Here is a 17,226-nt window from a genome sequence, read left to right on the forward strand (position 1 = left end):
TGTTTTGATAAGGTGGGAATGGATATGAAAGAGGAGAATAAGAGAGGTTGGGGAAAGTACATACTATTTATATTTGTCCTAGTAGTAACGTACCAGTCTTTCACTTTATGTAAAGTGGAAGGAAAATCAATGCAGCCAACTTTACATGAAGAAGACTACGTATTTGTAAATAAAGCTGCGGTACATTTTTCTAGCTTACAGCACGGAGAAATCGTCATTATTAAGGAAGAGGATGGATCGAAATATTATGTGAAACGCGTAATAGGACTTCCTGGTGACGTAATTAACATAACGAATGGAACTGTATACGTAAATGACAAAAAGCAAGATGAACCTTATATAAATAAAGATTTATATAACAATACACAAGTATTTTATAATTTTCAAAAGACAAAGATTCCGCCAAATAAGTTATTTGTAATGGGAGACAATCGTGAACAAAGTAAGGATAGTCGAAATGGTTTAGGATATATTGAAGAAGATAATATAATAGGAAAAGTGGAATTTGTGTACTATCCTTTTTCGAAAATGAAAATACTAGACTAGTTTAGTCTAGTTATTTTATTTTCTTCAAAAAACCATTCGGATTAAATGATATGAAAAATTTATGCTTTGTCTCATCTACTATGAAATTATTATTTTTTGTTAAAAATTCTTCCACAGCTTCCATCGGACCAGGGCCCCAATCAGGAAGAATAGGATTTCCGTTAATACATGTATCCTCGACAATCATGTAGCTACCAGTAGTTACAATTGATTTATATAATTGCAGTTCTTTTAATACATGTTCTTTACTATGATCGGAATCTAAAATAACTAAAATAACATCGTCAGGTTTTCGCATACTTAAAATAGTTTGGACAGCACTTACAGAAACAGAAGAAGCTGTTAAATACGTAATCCGATTATGTGATGGGCGATTTGGTTGCGGCGTTATATCAATAGTAAGAACGTGACCTTTTCCTATTAAATCTAGAATAGAAGCTAAATAAAGTGCGCTACCACCATGGAAAGTCCCGCATTCAATAATTAAATCCGGTTGTAAGTCGTAAATAATTTCTTGATATAAGAAAAGGTCAGAGGGAAGTTTGCAAATGGGGACACCGAGCCAGTTTGTACCGTTTGGCCATACATTGCTATCATAAAAGCATTTTAAAAATTCATTTCCTATGTTATCGATGTTGAATTCTCCTTTCTCAAAAGGATTCTTTCGTTGGACGTAAAGTGTTTACGTATGAAAGTTGTACTGTATATTATGTGAGGAGCAATGACAAGGAGAGTGTTTTTACGTGGAAATGATAAGAATTCCTCATGTAGAAAATGAATTGCTTACAGAAGAGGATGTAAAAGAAAGGAAATGACGATATGTATAAGTACACAATATGCTTCATTAGAAAAGGGGATAACATACTCCTTTTAAATAGAAACAAGAAGCCAACAATGGGAATGTGGAATGGCGTTGGAGGGAAAATTGAGGATAATGAAACTCCATATGAAGGAATAATTAGAGAAACGTTTGAGGAAACGGGTATAGAGCTTCCAAGTGTAACGTATAAAGGGAATGTTATCTTTCAAGATAAAGACGATCCTCAGGGTAGTGAGGGGATGTATGTATTCCTTGCTGAGCTACCAGTAGGAGTACATATTGACACACCATTAAGTACGGCTGAAGGAATATTAGAATGGAAGTCAATTGATTGGATATTAGATGGTGATAATAGAGGTGTAGTTAGCAATTTGCAAAGATATTTACCGACATTATTAAGTGAGGACAACAATTTAGAGCATATATTCACATATGATAATCGGAATATTATTGATTGCAAAACTACACTTTTGATAGAAGATAATACGAAAAAACGATATGAAAAATATCTCGTTTCTCAATAAGAGAAGAAACGTTAAAATACGAAGAGAAAGCCAAATTCTTTATGGGAATTTGGCTTTTTACAAGGGATGCTAATTCAAATTTTACTCTTCATAATTTGCTTTAATAATAAAGCGGTGTTGCTTCACATCGAAATATCCTTTTTGCAAGATGATCTCATGTATGCGATATAATTTCTCGTTATAGCTTTCTACTGTAAAATCAGGAATTTGCCACGGAATTGCTTTTAAGTAATAGACAACAGCACCGACATCATAAAATCGCTGAAGAGGGAATTCTTCTTTCGCTTTTAAAATAGTAAATCCATTTTGTTCTAATTCACTACATGCCGTTTTGAGTGACCAACTTGAAAATTCGCTATTCAGCGGTGTGCCAAACTGCTCATTAAGTTCCGCACAATCAAGATCACCGACTTGTTGTGTAAGAAATGTTCCATTAGTGGAAAGAATTCTTTTCACTTCAGAAGCAGCGTAGGATTCATGTTGATTCACAATTAAATCAAACTGACCATCTTGAAATGGTAAAGCAGTATCATCAGTCACTTCTACAACTGTAACCCCTAAAGGCTCTAATTTCTTTCGTGCAATTGGGACATTCGGAGCATAGCCCTCAGTAGCACAAATAGTTGGCGGGAACGGTTGTAACATAGATAAAAACTCTCCGCCGCCAGTACCCATATCTAGCATTGACTTTGCGTGCTGCATAAGTTGGAAAGCAGTGCTACCGTACGACCATGGTAGGGGTTCGCTATTCATACGGCCAGTTTCTGAAATGAAAGAGAAATCCCAGCCGCTAAAGTTTGTCTTTGCACTCTCTAATAGTGCTGAAAATAATGGATCACGTTTCATATTGTTGTCCTCCTATTTCGTTAATAAATGATATAGTAAGAAAAGAAAAAGGGAGGACCTCTTATTAAAGTGGAACGGTTTTATGTTTCGTGTTCGAATAGATTCATATGAATTAGCTCCTTGCGAGAATAGTTATTTATATATTCGGGATAATTGAGTAAAAATCCTTTGAAATTATAGGGGAAGGCAGTTGTTTAATGAAAAATTGGATGGAGTTTACAGACAAAGAGTACGACCAAATTTGGGACATGATAGATAGTAAGCTTAAGTTTTCACCAAGTGATTCTACATTCCCATCATTTAAGGTGCCAAGTCCTTTTGTAACATATGATATTTCTCATTACTTCGGAGAATCGGTAGATTTAAATTTATATGACGATTTGGAAGAAAAAGCATTACTAGTTTTTAAAGAGAATACAGTATCGGATGAATATATAATGGCACTTGATTGGCAACATGAATGTTACTGGGTAAATCCACATTTAAAGTTCGATAGAAATGAATTTGATGAGTGGACAATCCCGATTTTTCCAAATGGAGATTACTATTTCTTTATTCAGAAGGACTTTAAGTGGGGGTATTTAGGTCACCCTTGGGAGAAGAGTATAACGATATTTGGAAAAGGACTGATAGAGAGCTTTGAACAAAATAAGCCAAAAATGTTTCAAAATATTTCACGGCAGGGATAATGTTTTAAAGAGAAAAAATGCTTATACTTCATTTTTGAAGCATAAGCGTTTTTGTTTAAAATACTTAAAAACAAAAATCTTTTGGTAAAGTGCCATTTTTTATCATCGTTCTTAATCCATGTTTCATAATCCAAGGATTAACAGGATGATTTTTATCGAGTAATTGTTGCAACCATTGAAAAACGAGTTCGCTATCTTCTTTCGTAATATCATTAATGTGATTGGCTACAGATTTTTGAACATACTTAGAAGGGTCATTCATTAATGGCTCAAGAAGCTTTAAATTATTTCTGAAGTCACCTTTCAGAGCTCCTATTTTTTTTGCCCAAGGAAGTCTTGGTCTAGTACCTTCTGAAACTAATCTCCTAATGTGGCTGTTTTCATCACGTAACCATTGCTGCAATATGTCCAAGGTTCCTTCATGGTATTTTTCAAGATAAGGACGAATGGCATATTCAGCAGTATTTCTCTTTGTTATTTCATACATTGCGTGGAACGAGGATTCAAAATCGTTAAGCCCATATTTTTCAACGTATTTTGCAATAGGCATGTACATGTATCCGTTTGTAAATGTACCTACTTCTGTTGTATTTTCTGGTCCCAATGTTTTCAGTAATATATGTATTGCTTCATTAAAATCTTTTTGTAATGCATTGTGTAATTCATCTGCTATTACTTCTACACGTTGTTTTAACTCTAAATTTTCAACTTTACATGTTACAGAATCTACAAAGCTTTTTTTAGAGAAATTAGGATCATGTTTAGAAATAGAATCAGCCATTTTTTCTGCTAATTCTTCGTTAAATAAAAATTTTAATGGAACGTATTTACCCATTTTTTCACCTCAGTGGTCAAATAAAAACAATTTTTATTTTTTAACCGACAAGCCATAAACTAGAGTCTCACTAGGAGTCGTAATACTAAAACCAGTCGTCTTATAATCAAGTTTTAATGTACCACCAGTGTAGTCTTTCGTGAATGAGTCCATTTGTACAATAAGCATTTCATCTTCATATACAACATCATCCGCATTATATGTATCCCAAATTAAATCAACATCAACGAAAATGCTGCAAGAGTTTGTCATTGTTCCTCTAATGCGAATGATCTTTTTGTCTTCACGTTCTAGTCTATGTATAGCTGCTATTGCTTCATCAGTAATACGAATGTTCATGTAATCCCAACCTTTAAGTGTATTTACTTTATTATTGCAAAAACAGAAGGAATAGGGAAGTAAAGAGGATTGTAATAAAAAACGAGCAAACAAATTTGTTTGCTCGTTTTGCTATACTCTATTTCAGTTCACATTTATCAAGTGGAATGACTTTCGTTTTCTTAGTAAATTTATATCCTAACCATAGTACTAAGAAGAGTGGTAAACCGATGTAAGAAACAAGTACACCGTTCCAGTCGATAGATGCTCCCGTAAATGCTCCGTAGTTTTGACCTAAAATAACGATAACACAAAGTGTAAATGCAAAGATTGGACCGAACGGGAACCATTTTGCTCTGTATGGTAAATCTTTTAAATCTTTTCCTTGGGCAACATAAGCTTTTCGGAAACGGTAATGACTAATAGCAATCCCTACCCAAGCAATAAATCCTGACATCCCAGAAGCATTTAATAACCAAATGTATACAACACCGTCACCGAATAAAGAAGCGATGAAAGCGACGCTACCAACTACTGATGTTGCGATTAATGCGTTAACAGGGACACCACGGCTATCTAATTTGCCTAAGAATTTAGGTGCTTTTCCTTGGCGAGCTAAATCCCAAAGCATACGAGTTGATGCATACATTCCAGAGTTACCAGCAGAAAGTACTGCAGTTAAAATAACAGCGTTCATAACAGAAGCAGCGAAGGCAACGCCCGCTTTTTCAAATACTAGTGTAAATGGACTTACTGTAACATCACTTGCTGCAAGGCTTTCAGTCGTATAAGGAATTAATAAACCGATAACGAGAATTGCTAAAATGTAGAATAATAAAATGCGCCAAAAGATAGAACGAATTGCTTTCGGAATATTACGTTCTGGATCAGCAGTTTCACCAGCAGCTACTCCTAATAATTCAGTTCCTTGGAATGAGAAACCAGCAGCCATAAATACACCGATAATTGCCATGATGCCGCCATTAAATGGTGCATCTGCAACAGTGAAGTTTTTAAAGCCGACAGATTCGCCGCCCATAATTCCAAAAATCATCATAAAACCGACAATTAAAAAGATAATAATAGTAACTACTTTAATAAGTGCGAACCAATATTCAGATTCACCAAAACCTTTAACAGATAAATAGTTTAAGAGAAAAATAATAGCTAAACAAAGTCCACTCCAAATAAGAGAAGGGGTATCTGGGAACCAAAATTTCATAATTAATGTTACGGCCGCTAGTTCAGCTGCAATCGTAATCGCCCAGTTATACCAATAGTTCCATCCAAGTGCAAAGCCAAGTGATGGATCAACAAATTTTGTTGCATAAGTGCTAAAAGATCCAGTAACAGGCATGTAAGCTGCGAGTTCGGCTAAGCTTGTCATTAAAAAATAAACCATAATTCCAATTGCGGCATATGCGACTAATGCACCGCCAGGACCAGCTGAATGGATAACACCACCACTGGCAAGAAATAATCCGGTACCGATTGTACCACCGAGAGAAATCATCGTAAGGTGACGAGATTTTAATCCGCGTTTTAATTCACCTTGTCCTTGTGTAGTTTGCGTTTTAGAGGTAGATTGATTTGTTGCGCTATTCATGTTCAACACTCCTTTTCTTGTAGGTTAGGAAGGAGCGGGGGAGAAAAATACAAAAAACCGCCAAAGGAATTAGGCGGAACGTTTCACAAATAACCACCCCATCATACCCTTCCGTTAAGATAGCACACCACGTTTACACGGTAATTTTGTAAACGTGACAGTTCTGTTCCTTTCGGAGACAGCCCCAGCTCATATTTCCAGAGAAGAAATATAAACTTCGGCAACTTTTCCTTTCAAACGGAGTCAGTGACATTCGCTGTGTCTCGTCCATTTTACTTTTAAAAGTCGCAACCTCTACCTCATCGGATTGATGAGGATTTATATATTGCTAAGATATTTAATATATGGCAATTGTAATGACTTTCTGAATATATTGCAAGGAATTTTGTTAGGAAAAGTCAAAAAATATCGGTTATTGTATAGGAAACGCTTGCATAACTCCACCCGAACCTACTATTATGTAGCAATAAGCAAAGAAAAAATTGTTATACAAATGTTTCGCAAAAAATATTGAAAAATCCTTTAAAATTAAAAGAAAATTCAGAAAATATAATTCGACATAACTATTAAAAGGGGATTATTCCTTAAATTCGTTTCAAAGAATAAGTATAAATCTGATAAATAGAATGAATATTCTTTTTATTTCTGATAAAATTGAGGTATTGTTTAATTGAAAAGGGGATATCATTATGAAATTAGAAACGGAAAGATTATATATAGTACCGTGTACAGAAGAATGGATTCAAATTGCGGATAATCAAGGATACAATAGTGGTCCGCATATTGTAGGACATATAGAAAATATGAAACGAGATGCGGCTTCATTACCGTGGGGACCGTGGTATGTTATTCGGAAAGAGGATGATGTTGTTCTAGGTGATATAGGATTTAAAGGGAAACCGAATGAGCAACATACGGTAGAAATTGGTTACGGATTTATTGAGAAATATTGGAATAAAGGGTATGCAACAGAAGCAGTTAGTGAATTAATGAAATGGGCTTTTCAAACAGGGGAAGTGGAAACGATTATAGCGGAGACACTCCTTGATAATTATAGCTCTATTCGTGTCTTAGAGAAATTACATATGAAAAGAGTAAATAGTACTGAAACGATGGTCAATTGGAAAATAGAAAAATAAAAAATACCGCTCGAAGTAAATCGGGCGGTATTATTATTAATTATGGTAGCATTTGTTTTTGATCTTTCGGATAGCCGGCTGTCGATACGTTAGAACGATTGGAATGATTACGAACAGCAATAAAAATAGATATAATAACGACAAGACCAACTGCAACGTAAGAAAGTGAAATAATAGTTGGATCTACTTTAAATGTAGTAAGCAGTGTACGTATATTCGTAAAGATAATAAGTCCGCCAACGAGTACGCCAAGTAAATGAGAAGGAACGATGCGTACTAACCATGCGGCGATTGGTGCGGCAACAATACCACCAAGCATGAGGGCAAATACCCAAACCCAGCTTACTTGTTCCCAGCCAAGTGAAATGAAAAAGCCAATCGTTGCAGCGAGTGAAACAGGAAATTCACTCGTATCTACAGATCCAATAACTTTTCTAGCTTCATTTCCTCTTGCAAGAAGAACAGGTGTCGTAATCGGCCCCCAACCACCGCCGCCAGTTGAATCGACGAATCCAGCGAATAAGCCAAGTGGTACAAGTTGTTTAGCAGACATACGCTTATTTGAAGAAACAATTTGTTTTTGAATGATGAATCGTAATAAAATATAAACCCCTAAAGTAAATAAAAATATGGAAATGTACGGTTTAATTACATCACCAGGTAAATTGCTTAAAAAACATGCCCCAATAAATGCGCCAATTGCTCCTGGTAATGTAAGTCTGGAAACTGTATATTTATCAACGTTTCCAAATTTGATATGAGATGCACCAGAAGCGGCGGTTGTAACGACTTCAGCTAAATGAACTGATGCGGAAGCTACAGCTGGTGCGATACCAAACATTAATAATAGTGAGGTAGACGTTACCCCGTACGCCATACCAAGTGCGCCATCAATCAATTGAGCGAAAAATCCAATAATAGCAAAGACAATTAATTTCTGCATAAATAATCCCCCTGTAATAATAAATGAAAAAGACACTTTTCCCGTATGAGAAAAGTGCCTTTGGTTTTTCCAATCAGCAATAATTAAATTTGTTTCATTATAATACACATTAATCGTATAAAACAACTGGGTTTTAAAGTTTTTTGAATTGAACGAAAGAAAAATAAAATATACAATAAAAGGATGGAGAGAAAGAGGAGAAAGACTATGTTAGCATTTGATCATCTCGTTCACGCAGTGCATTGTACACCGGGGGAAGCGGCAAAACAAATGCRGGAGCATGGATTTCATACTGCATTAGGCGGTGAGCATACGACTTGGGGTACTTGGAATAGTTTATGTTATTTTGATTTATCATATATAGAATTTTTAGCAGTTCAGCATGAAGAAAAAGCGAAAGAAGCAGAAAATCCATTAGTACAAGAAACAGTGGTGAAATTAAAAAATGGAGAAGGGATGCTACAAATCGCAATTCGAACAGATGCAATTGAAGAACTAGCAGTTAAATTTAGTAAGCACGGCTTACATACGATAGGACCATTTGAAGGGAAACGGATGAGAAAAGATGGCCGGCTTTTAGAATGGAAAATGTTATTTGTAAAGCAAGAAGAGAATGGACCGAAATTACCATTCTTTATACAGTGGAATGAAACGGATGAAGAAAGAAGAAACGATTTACGTAAAATAGGGACGATCACTGAACATAAAAATAAAGTACAAGAAATTGAAACGATTCATTATACAGTGAAAAATGTTCGAGAAACAGTGCGGAAATGGAAAGAAGTAATGGAGCTAACTGCAAATTCAATCATACAAAATGAAGAATGGAATGCTGAGTGTCAAAGTGTATCGTTTGGTGATGTTCATGTGCAGTTTTGTGAACCAGTTGGAGAAGGGCTAGTACTAGAACGTTTGAAGCATCATGGCGAATATCCATTTGCAGTGGAGTTTAAAGGGGAAAATAAACGAGAGTATGAAGTGTTAGGTAGTTTGTTCGTATATTAATAGAGGTGAGTTTTGTGGAAGAAATGTTAAGAGAGATAGAAAGAAAACTAGAGTGGTCACGTATTGTAAAATGTACAGCTATTACAAAAGGTTTTTCACACGAAGAGAAGTATAAAATTGACCTAGAGAATCGAGAAACTTATTTTGTAAAAGTGTGTGATTCTGCTAATTATGAACGAAAACAAGAAGAATATATGTATATGAAACAATTGGAGTTATTACATATTCCAACGCCGAAGTTAATTCATTTCATAAAACTTGAGGGATTAAATAAATGTGTTCAAGTATTTGAATGGACCCAAGGTGTAAATGGTGAAGAGAGCTTAAGCAAGCTATCGGTGGAAGAACAGTATAATGCAGGAAGAAAAGCAGGGGAAATATTAAAGAGAATTCACTCGATAGAAAGAGAAAGTGCAAGTAATAAATGGGAAATATTTAGGTGGAATAAGTATGAAAGGTACATAGAGGCATTAGCAGATTATGAGGTGAATTTTCTGGATTTGAAGCCAGTATTAACCTTTGTAGAAAATCATAAAGACTTATTGAAAAATCGGCCTATCACATTTTTACACGATGATTACCACCCAGCAAATAGTATGATTCACAATAAGGAGTTTATCGTTATTGATTTTGGTGGATATGATTTTGGCGATCCAATACACGATTTTTATAACGTAGCGATTTTTACTACAAGAATAAGCAAACCATTTGCGGTTGGACAAGTTCACGGTTATTGCGGAGGCGATCCGTCAATCCACTTTTGGAAACTGTATTCATTATATGCAGCGATGACATTCCCAGCGGATATCGTATGGACAAACCGAACTACACCACATTTAGTAGAGGATATGAAAGAAAGATTGAACCGAATTATAGAAGATCATAATCATTTTTCATCTTATATTCCAAAATGGTATCAATCACAACATGAGGATATAATAAACAATAAATAACGGAGGGATTCATTTGGATAAAATTGCGGTAATTTCAGATATACATGGTAATATTCCGGCATTAGAATCAGTACTGAAAGATATTAAATTAAGAGGAATTGAACGTATTATTTGTCTTGGAGATTTAGTAGGAAAAGGTCCGCATTCTAGCGAAGTAATTGAAATCGTTCGTAAAGAATGTGAAGGAACCGTAATGGGAAACTGGGATGATTTCATTACAAAACCGACTGAATTTGAATCGTTAAAATGGCATCAAAAACAATTATCAGAAGAACAAAATGACTATTTAAGAAGCTTACCATTTTCAATCGAATTTTATATGAGTGGGAAACTGATTCGTATGTTCCACGCTTCACCAAGAAGTTTATATGAAAGAATTCAACCACATGCAACAAGAGAAGAGCGTATTAGTATGTTCGAAAATAGTGAGCTCACAGAGAATATAGAAGGGGAAAGAAAACCAGATGTCGTTTGTTACGGTGACGTTCATCAGGCGTATGTGCAAAATTTTAGAGGGAAAACGTTATGTAATGCTGGTAGTGTAGGTAATCCACTTGAAATTACACAAGCTTCCTATTTAATTTTTGAAGGAACATACAATGAAAAAGAAGCAGCAAGCTTTTCGATTCAACTCGTACGTGTACCATATGATATTGAACTAGCCATCCGATTAGCTGAAGAGTTGGATATGCCAGAAATTGAGGAATACAAACAAGAGTTACGGACTGCTTTATATCGAGGTTTTAAGGGGAAATAAGGAAAATATAAATCAATAAAAATATATCTATCATAACTTAAAATATTTCAACGATTTTTTTAATATATCGATTTACCAACAAATAGCGATAAATTTAATTTACTGCAATTATATTATGTAAACAACATACAGGAGGGAATGTCATGCTCCGAAAACAATACATGAAAGAAATTGCTGATCATATTTTAACGTTAAAATTAACCCATCCAATAAGAGTTGGAGTAAATGGTATAACAGCTTCAGGAAAGACAACATTTGCAAACGAACTGGCAGAGGAAATGAAAAATCGGGGAGTGCAAGTAATACGCACCAGCATTGATGATTTTCATAACCCGAGAGTGATTCGTTATGCACAAGGAAAAGAGTCTGCAAGAGGGTATTATGAAGATGCACACGATTATACAGCTTTCAAAGAAAGGCTATTAAAACCTTTAGGACCTAACGGGAATTTACAGTATGAAACGATTTCTCATAACTTAATAACGGACATGCCTGTACATAATACGCCGCTAGTGGCCTCGCCAACTATGGTGCTAATAGTAGATGGAACATTTTTATTGAAAAAAGAAATTGAGTATCTATTTGACTATAAAATTTTCGTAGATACAGATTTTGAGACTGCGAGAAACCGTGGTGCAGAGCGCGAGACTGAGGCTTTTGGAAGTTATGAAGAAGCAGAGAAAATGTTTATAAACAGATATCATGCGGCTTGTAAGATGTATATAGATGAGCATAATCCGAAAGAATGTGCAAATGTTATATTTCAGAATAGTAATTTTGATGATCCGGTAGTTGTATTTAAATGAATTTAAAATCGTTTATATAGCAAAAAGTTCGTGAAAGGGGATGTGTTGGGTGGATAAAAAAGATAATCCGAACGATTGGCCTGTATGGGCGAATGAGTCAGTAGAGATAGTTAATGCAAATCCTGATTGGCAAGATAAAGGACGATGTGAAGAACAGCAACTTTATGAACTGCTTACTCCTCTCGGTATTAGCAAAGTAATACATATAGGAAGTACATCCATACCTGGTTTACCTGCAAAACCTATCATTGATCTAATGGCTGAAACAGACTCATTTGATAGAGTACTCGATATTTCAGCAAAATTGTCTATATATGATTGGCATTATGTAGGCCCGGAATTAGATGAAAGACCTTGGAGAAGGTTCTTTGTGAAAGTGAAGAATAATAGGCGTGTAGCTCACCTGCATTTAATGGTTAAAGGAACTGAGCGATGGGAGCAACAACTTTTATTTCGTAACCGCTTACGAGAAAATCCACAATTAGTTTATGATTATTCAAATCTGAAACAAGATTTAGCTAAAAGATATAACCAAGATAGAGAAGCATACACAAAAGCTAAAACAGAGTTTATTAAACAAGTTCTAAAATGATTTAATTTTTGATTGTAAATACGTTTGAATACAAATGAAAAAAATACTTTATTTTATAACTTAAACTTACATGAAATGCATGCAAACAAAGTGAGAAGCTTTGGTGTTCCAATGTATTTCCTTTTATTTCTCGGGAGAAATTTATATAATTGAATCAAGTTCATAGAAAGATAGGGACTAAAACTATATTAAAAGTCGACTTAATTTTATGAGGGAAATTACAGGGGATAAGGCGAAAAGAAGTTAAAAAACGTAAAAAGGGGACAGGAAATATAATGACAGAAGTACTAGAACTAAAAGAAGAATTACAACAAATTCAAAATAATAATTATGCTGTGCCAGAAGATGTAGATGCATATCCATATGCACAGTGGATGCTAGATTATATCGGATCACCTGATGCTGAATTACGTGATGATTTGATTTATAGTACGCTTCACAAATGGATTACAAATGATGTATTTAGACAAAAAGAATTACGAGGATTAATGTTACAAGCGATTAGTCCTGATTATTTATTTTATAAAATTGGTGAAAAGGGCACAGATTCTGTATTTAAACGTGCGTTCTCCGTATTAATTCCGCCGCTTATTTTATCTGTTCATGAAAGAGAACCACTGTTATCTGAAGAACAACTGTATAGTGTGGCAGAACAAGTTCTGGAATATGTCTATTTAGAAGAAGATGTAAGAGGTTACGTAGAAGGAAAAGGCTGGGCACATTCTACTGCACATGCGGCAGATGCACTAGATGCTTTAGCACGTACAATACAAAATCGTGAGTTTTCATATGCAATACTAGCTGCTGTTCGTCAGAAGGTTCGATTGAATGACTACGTATACATACACTTTGAGGATGAGAGATTAGTAACGCCAATTATGTCGTTGCGTAACCAAAATATTTTAACTGAAGAAGAGTGGAGCAATTGGCTACATAGTATAGCAATTGTTGAAGATATCCCACATCCTCAACATGATATTTTAGTACAAAATATTAGAGCTTTCTTAAGAAGTTTATATTTCAGAGCTTTAGAGAAAGAGGGCGCTACTGCCTTTACAGATGATATATTGGAGACTTTGGAGAAATTGCGTAGATATTAAAAAAGCAGAATATCTAGTCTATCACTAGATTCCATTATAAATGAGCATGTAAGCAAAGAATAAGATTAAAAAACCGATTATACCTGTAGGTTCCCTACAAAAATAATCGGTTTTTTTTAGTTGAATTGAAATTTTAGACTTAAATATACACGAGCTTATATGTAATAACGAATGTATTAAATATGTAGTTGTGGATTTTCCTCATATAAACTATTAACATACTGTTTTAAATTCTTGATGAATAATAGAATCTCTTGACTAGGTATTCTAGCATGTTGAAGATGAAATATGTTTCCTTTTCCGATTTCTAATTCATTTGAAGTCAAAGTAATAGGGATATTCCTAAAGACATGCCATGGAAAATACAAGTGTACAAAAGTTTCTCTAAAATATATACCTGATTGACAAATTAATACTCCATCGGATCCTTTACTCAAATTACCAAGGACAGATGTATCTAAAAAAGCAATGATTTCTTCTTCTTTTGAAACAATGTATCGTGCCCCAATTTCTTTTAATTTTTTGTGTGAAATATGAGTGTCTACAAATAACCCATTATCAGGTTCTAATAATTCATTGTACGTCTCAAACAAAGAACAGGTTGATTTTATCTCATCAACTTTTATAACTGGATGTATATCATTTTGCTTTGAATTTTGGAATGAATTTGTAAGAGTTATAAGTAATTCTTTAAATAACAGTGGAGGATAATCACTTCCGTTAATATTAAAGCTTTTTTGTGCATCAAAAGATAAAAAGCTATCTTTATCAATTTCAATTTTTTGCACTTTATTTAATTGATCCCATTTTATATTTCCTTTACCTTACAGCCAATTTTTCCAGTATAAACCTGAATTTGTAAAGTAAACACCATATTTTCCTGATCCAAACAAGTTACAACTTAAAAAAGCAAAAATTTGGTCATCCGTTGGTATAGAAAAACGTTTTTTGGCAATTGATAAGAAATCTTTAGGGATTTTAGTAACATAAAATCTAGACTGCTGATACTCTAAACAAATATCAGTTAAACGATTAATATCTATATTCAACATAATCATTCTCCATTTCATATTTCTTTTCGATATAAATAAATTATAATATTATCAGGAAAATATTAACACTTAAATTAAGAGATACTCTATAGGATTCTAAAATGAATTTGTATTAGATTGAAAAAATTATGATTCGGGTTATCTTTTTGAGGGAGTGTATTTTTGTGAACTTGATGGAAGAAGTACATAAAACTAATACCTTCCAAACATACTAATAAAATGTGTTGGAGGTGAAATTTATGGACAAAAAAGACTTTGAAAAAGTTTATAATGATTACTTACATCAAGGAGAAGAGCAAGCTCAATTTGAAGTAGACAATGAAGTCAATTCAGGAGCAGAACAAATTGTTGCCGTTCGTAAAAATGATGATGGGGATTTAATTGCTTTTAAGACAAGTAGCGGGAGAGAGTTAGATTATATTACTGCTCTTAGTGAAGCGAAATCAGGGAAGTTAGCTCATGTGGACGTATTTCATAAGTATGGTAGGGATATTATACGTAGTGAACCGGATGGTATAAAGGAAAATAATTTAGATAATTTACCTTCATTTTAAACAGGTAAACCTCAAGAAGAGAATGTTCATTTGGATATTCTCTTCTTTGTTTTGCGAAGTTTTCCTTGCAAATAGACGGTTCATTTTTTAAGTTCGATTATACTTTTAAAGAGCACTCTAAACTTCTCTTTATCTTCTGCTGTAAATGGTTTCGGTCCCTTTGTACGCTTACCGCTTTTTCGAACCATTGCACTTAAATACCGTGTTTGTAATAATTGTTCAATGTTTTCATTCGTATACTTATAGCCTTTATGGTGTAGAACGATACAGCCTTTTGCTAAAGCTAGCGAAGCAAGACCATAATCTTGCGTTACGATTAAATCTTCTTTTTTTGCTAACTGCATAATCCGGTAATCCGCAGCATCCGCTCCGGAATCAACATAAATTGTTTCTACTCCTGATGGCTGTTCCGCATTAGAATAATGAGAAAAGCTAGTAACGAGGGTAACAGGAATTTCGGCATTCGTAGCTTCATAAATAATCACATCTTTTACAGGACAAGCATCTGCATCAACATAAATCTTCATTTTATCACTCCTAAAACTAGGTTCGAGTTGATGATAATGGTAGATTTTTCTTTTGTCAAACGAGAAAGCTTTATTTAAAGTTATTTTTCACAAACTAAAATAGCCTCACGCAAACGAGAAATTCCCTCCTCAATTTTATCAATATTTACTTTTCCATAAGACAAACGTATATAACCATCTTTCGCGCCGAAAATACTGCCTGGCATAAAGGCAATTTCTTGTTTTAAGCTTTGCATAATAAGTTGTTTTTCGTTTATCGGTTCGTTTAATTTTCCCCATATGTATATACCACCGGTTGGGCTTGAGAAAGAGATTTTATCGTGAAGTTGCTCGTTTAGGGCACGAACGATAATGTCTCTTTTTTCTGCTAGTTGTTTTCGTAACGGTACGATATGCGACTGAAAGGGTACAGTTTCGAAAAATTGTTGTATAAGCCACTGCGGGAATATACTCATTCCTAATTCCATTTGGTGACGCGCATCTGATAATCGCTCTACGACAGACTGCGGAGCGACAAGCCAGCCAACTCGTAACCCTGGCGCAATCATTTTTGATAAGGAATGAACATAAATGACTGTTCCGTTTTCATCAATCGATTTTAAAGTAGGGCAAGGTTGTTTATTTTCTAACGTAAGTAAACTGGACGGGTCATCTTCAACGATCGCGATTCGTAAGTCTGCGCAAAGTGATAGCAGTTTCTTTCTACGGTTTGGATGCAGCATCGTTCCCGTAGGGTTTTGGAAATTTGGATTTAAAAAGATCATTTTAATACGATGTTTTCTATATAACTCTTGCACATCGTCTGGATTAATACCGTGTTCATCGACAGGTAATGGAAAAATACGAATACCTGCCGATTGGAATAACGGTAATGAATAACAGTGTGAAGGGCTTTCGAAAGCGACTGCGTCACCTGGATTTAATAAACATTGTACGATAAGGTGAAGTGCTTGTTGGGCGCCGGATGTAATCATAATCGATTGTTCGGTCGCTTCAACTTTTAAATATTCCTTCATATATTTTACTACCGCTTGTCTTAGCGGGAGATACCCCTGGGGATGATCGTAACTTAATGACTGCGTTAACGGTTGTTCTCGCAAAATTGTTTGTAGTTGATCGTGAGGATAGAGATTACAACCGAGCTCTCCGTTTGCGAAATCTATAATGTTCTCATTTTGTTGTACTTCTGCCCGAATATGGCGAAGTAACGGTAAGTTTGGTAAAAAAGTACCACCTTCTACGAAACCTCTCCAGTTCGGCGTTAATGTTGGAGAAACGCCCCACATATGTGTACTCACACGTGTACCTTTACCAGTCGTACTTTCTACAATTCCCATAGCACGTAGTTCATTATAAGCGGTCGTTACCGTACTTCGGTTTACATTTAACTGCGTAGCTAATTTCCGTTCTGAAGGGAGGAAGCTACCTGGAGGAAGTTCTCCGTATGTAATACGTTTTTCAATAAAGTCAACAACTTGCTGATAAATAGGGATTTTACTGTCGTTATCTAGCTTCCATTCCATACAAACGCCTCCGCAAATCTTATATACATTAAGTATAACAAATTGGCTGGGTAAAAAAACAGCCAATTGGACGGTGTTATATCCAGCCAAT

At 34.8% G+C, this 17,226-nt stretch carries 19 protein-coding genes, 1 pseudogene and 1 riboswitch; of the genes and pseudogenes, 11 read left to right on the top strand and 9 right to left on the bottom strand.

Annotated features, from left to right (window positions below):
- Nucleotides 1–24 precede the first annotated feature (24 nt).
- Nucleotides 25–546, top strand: a complete 522-nt coding sequence (gene lepB / locus AC1DKZ_RS09475) for a signal peptidase I (protein ID WP_476996083.1) — start codon at nt 25–27, stop codon at nt 544–546.
- 10 nt (nt 547–556) lie between these two features.
- Here the strand turns inward: lepB and AC1DKZ_RS09480 are convergent, their stop codons facing one another.
- The gene (locus AC1DKZ_RS09480; protein ID WP_080220981.1) at nt 557–1,180 is read right to left on the bottom strand and encodes a cephalosporin hydroxylase family protein; all 624 of its coding nucleotides are present in this window, start codon (nt 1,178–1,180) and stop codon (nt 557–559) included.
- A gap of 185 nt (nt 1,181–1,365) precedes the next feature.
- Here AC1DKZ_RS09480 and AC1DKZ_RS09485 point away from each other — a divergent pair, with 185 nt between their 5' ends.
- Entirely contained in the window at nt 1,366–1,890 is a 525-nt protein-coding gene (locus AC1DKZ_RS09485) for an NUDIX hydrolase (RefSeq protein WP_476996084.1), read from the top strand.
- 81 nt (nt 1,891–1,971) lie between these two features.
- On the opposite strand, the gene AC1DKZ_RS09490 is transcribed toward AC1DKZ_RS09485, so the two are convergent.
- Nucleotides 1,972–2,736 (bottom strand): class I SAM-dependent methyltransferase, encoded by a 765-nt coding sequence (locus AC1DKZ_RS09490; protein WP_476996085.1) that lies wholly within the window; start codon nt 2,734–2,736, stop codon nt 1,972–1,974.
- Nucleotides 2,737–2,933: 197 nt separating this feature from the next.
- Between AC1DKZ_RS09490 and AC1DKZ_RS09495 the strand changes: the two genes are divergently transcribed.
- Nucleotides 2,934–3,425, top strand: coding sequence for a DUF2716 domain-containing protein (locus AC1DKZ_RS09495; protein ID WP_476996086.1), 492 nt, complete (start codon nt 2,934–2,936; stop codon nt 3,423–3,425).
- A 64-nt stretch (nt 3,426–3,489) separates the two neighbouring features.
- Here AC1DKZ_RS09495 and AC1DKZ_RS09500 read toward each other — a convergent pair whose 3' ends face one another.
- From AC1DKZ_RS09500 to AC1DKZ_RS09510, 3 genes are all read right to left on the bottom strand, one after another.
- Nucleotides 3,490–4,260, bottom strand: coding sequence for a DNA alkylation repair protein (locus tag AC1DKZ_RS09500; RefSeq protein ID WP_476996087.1), 771 nt, complete (start codon nt 4,258–4,260; stop codon nt 3,490–3,492).
- Between the two features lie 33 nt (nt 4,261–4,293).
- On the bottom strand, nt 4,294–4,599 hold the full coding sequence (locus AC1DKZ_RS09505; RefSeq protein WP_404453258.1) for an iron-sulfur cluster biosynthesis family protein: 306 nt from the start codon (nt 4,597–4,599) through the stop codon (nt 4,294–4,296).
- Nucleotides 4,600–4,717: 118 nt separating this feature from the next.
- Nucleotides 4,718–6,184: an amino acid permease gene (locus AC1DKZ_RS09510; RefSeq protein ID WP_476996088.1), complete on the bottom strand. Its 1,467-nt coding sequence runs from the start codon at nt 6,182–6,184 to the stop codon at nt 4,718–4,720.
- 112 nt (nt 6,185–6,296) lie between these two features.
- Nucleotides 6,297–6,489: riboswitch (Lysine riboswitch) on the bottom strand.
- Nucleotides 6,490–6,873: 384 nt separating this feature from the next.
- Here AC1DKZ_RS09510 and AC1DKZ_RS09515 point away from each other — a divergent pair.
- Nucleotides 6,874–7,323, top strand: a complete 450-nt coding sequence (locus AC1DKZ_RS09515) for a GNAT family N-acetyltransferase (protein ID WP_002127978.1) — start codon at nt 6,874–6,876, stop codon at nt 7,321–7,323.
- A gap of 40 nt (nt 7,324–7,363) precedes the next feature.
- Here the strand turns inward: AC1DKZ_RS09515 and AC1DKZ_RS09520 are convergent, their stop codons facing one another.
- Nucleotides 7,364–8,266 carry a sulfite exporter TauE/SafE family protein gene (locus tag AC1DKZ_RS09520; RefSeq protein WP_002127976.1) on the bottom strand — a complete coding sequence of 301 codons (903 nt, stop codon included), beginning with the start codon at nt 8,264–8,266 and terminating at the stop codon, nt 7,364–7,366.
- A gap of 207 nt (nt 8,267–8,473) precedes the next feature.
- On the opposite strand from AC1DKZ_RS09520, the gene AC1DKZ_RS09525 reads away from it, so the two are divergent.
- From AC1DKZ_RS09525 to AC1DKZ_RS09550, 6 genes are all read left to right on the top strand, one after another.
- On the top strand, nt 8,474–9,271 hold the full coding sequence (locus tag AC1DKZ_RS09525; protein ID WP_476996089.1) for a VOC family protein: 798 nt from the start codon (nt 8,474–8,476) through the stop codon (nt 9,269–9,271).
- A gap of 14 nt (nt 9,272–9,285) precedes the next feature.
- Nucleotides 9,286–10,224 carry an aminoglycoside phosphotransferase family protein gene (locus AC1DKZ_RS09530; RefSeq protein ID WP_476996090.1) on the top strand — a complete coding sequence of 313 codons (939 nt, stop codon included), beginning with the start codon at nt 9,286–9,288 and terminating at the stop codon, nt 10,222–10,224.
- Between the two features lie 13 nt (nt 10,225–10,237).
- Nucleotides 10,238–10,981, top strand: a complete 744-nt coding sequence (locus tag AC1DKZ_RS09535) for a metallophosphoesterase family protein (RefSeq protein ID WP_476996091.1) — start codon at nt 10,238–10,240, stop codon at nt 10,979–10,981.
- 143 nt (nt 10,982–11,124) lie between these two features.
- A complete protein-coding gene (locus tag AC1DKZ_RS09540; protein WP_002142335.1) occupies nt 11,125–11,787 on the top strand; it encodes an AAA family ATPase in 663 nt (220 codons plus the stop codon).
- 49 nt (nt 11,788–11,836) lie between these two features.
- Nucleotides 11,837–12,379: a GrpB family protein gene (locus AC1DKZ_RS09545; protein WP_016101128.1), complete on the top strand. Its 543-nt coding sequence runs from the start codon at nt 11,837–11,839 to the stop codon at nt 12,377–12,379.
- Nucleotides 12,380–12,654: 275 nt separating this feature from the next.
- Nucleotides 12,655–13,479 carry a DUF2785 domain-containing protein gene (locus AC1DKZ_RS09550; RefSeq protein WP_002013583.1) on the top strand — a complete coding sequence of 275 codons (825 nt, stop codon included), beginning with the start codon at nt 12,655–12,657 and terminating at the stop codon, nt 13,477–13,479.
- Between the two features lie 176 nt (nt 13,480–13,655).
- On the opposite strand, the pseudogene AC1DKZ_RS09555 reads toward AC1DKZ_RS09550, so the two are convergent.
- Nucleotides 13,656–14,531 (bottom strand): annotated as a pseudogene (locus AC1DKZ_RS09555) (hypothetical protein).
- Nucleotides 14,532–14,770: 239 nt separating this feature from the next.
- Between AC1DKZ_RS09555 and AC1DKZ_RS09560 the strand changes: the two are divergent.
- On the top strand, nt 14,771–15,085 hold the full coding sequence (locus tag AC1DKZ_RS09560; RefSeq protein ID WP_033715815.1) for a DUF3892 domain-containing protein: 315 nt from the start codon (nt 14,771–14,773) through the stop codon (nt 15,083–15,085).
- An 80-nt stretch (nt 15,086–15,165) separates the two neighbouring features.
- On the opposite strand, the gene AC1DKZ_RS09565 is transcribed toward AC1DKZ_RS09560, so the two are convergent.
- Both AC1DKZ_RS09565 and pdxR read right to left on the bottom strand, forming a co-directional pair.
- Nucleotides 15,166–15,612, bottom strand: coding sequence for a YaiI/YqxD family protein (locus tag AC1DKZ_RS09565; RefSeq protein ID WP_088039668.1), 447 nt, complete (start codon nt 15,610–15,612; stop codon nt 15,166–15,168).
- 80 nt (nt 15,613–15,692) lie between these two features.
- Nucleotides 15,693–17,135 carry a MocR-like pyridoxine biosynthesis transcription factor PdxR gene (gene pdxR, locus AC1DKZ_RS09570; protein ID WP_431181894.1) on the bottom strand — a complete coding sequence of 481 codons (1,443 nt, stop codon included), beginning with the start codon at nt 17,133–17,135 and terminating at the stop codon, nt 15,693–15,695.
- Nucleotides 17,136–17,226: the final 91 nt, after the last annotated feature.

It is taken from the genome of Bacillus sp. 05T21 (assembly GCF_056396785.1).